This is a genomic window from Hydrogenovibrio sp. 3SP14C1 (assembly GCF_029625905.1).
Taxonomy (GTDB): domain Bacteria; phylum Pseudomonadota; class Gammaproteobacteria; order Thiomicrospirales; family Thiomicrospiraceae; genus Hydrogenovibrio.
In genome coordinates this window covers 1-249 of the sequence record NZ_JARTLM010000247.1, presented here as the reverse complement: position 1 = coordinate 249, position 249 = coordinate 1, and the positions used below count along the sequence as shown (strand labels likewise).

Annotated in this window: 1 protein-coding gene; it reads left to right on the top strand. The window is 49.4% G+C overall.

Annotation, left to right across the window (positions count from 1 at the left end):
- Positions 1 to 249: IS66 family transposase (locus P8629_RS12440; protein WP_278166410.1), on the top strand; the 249-nt coding region annotated here is incomplete at both ends.

Sequence of the window (249 nt, the reverse complement as noted above, 5' to 3'; positions counted from 1 at the left end):
CAGCTATACTGCGGTCCTAGCTGGGCAATATCACCTGAGTGTCCGTAAAATACAGTCTCTGCTCAAAGAACAGTTAGGCACTACATTCTCCATCGGAGCCATCAGTGAGGCACAAACCAAAGTGGCTTCAATGCTGACGCCGCTACATCAGGCTATTCGGGCTGGCATCCAAAAAGCCCCCATGGTTCATATTGATGAAACCTCTCATCTGAGAAATGATGAATCCCGTCTGCGTTGGTGTTGGTTGGC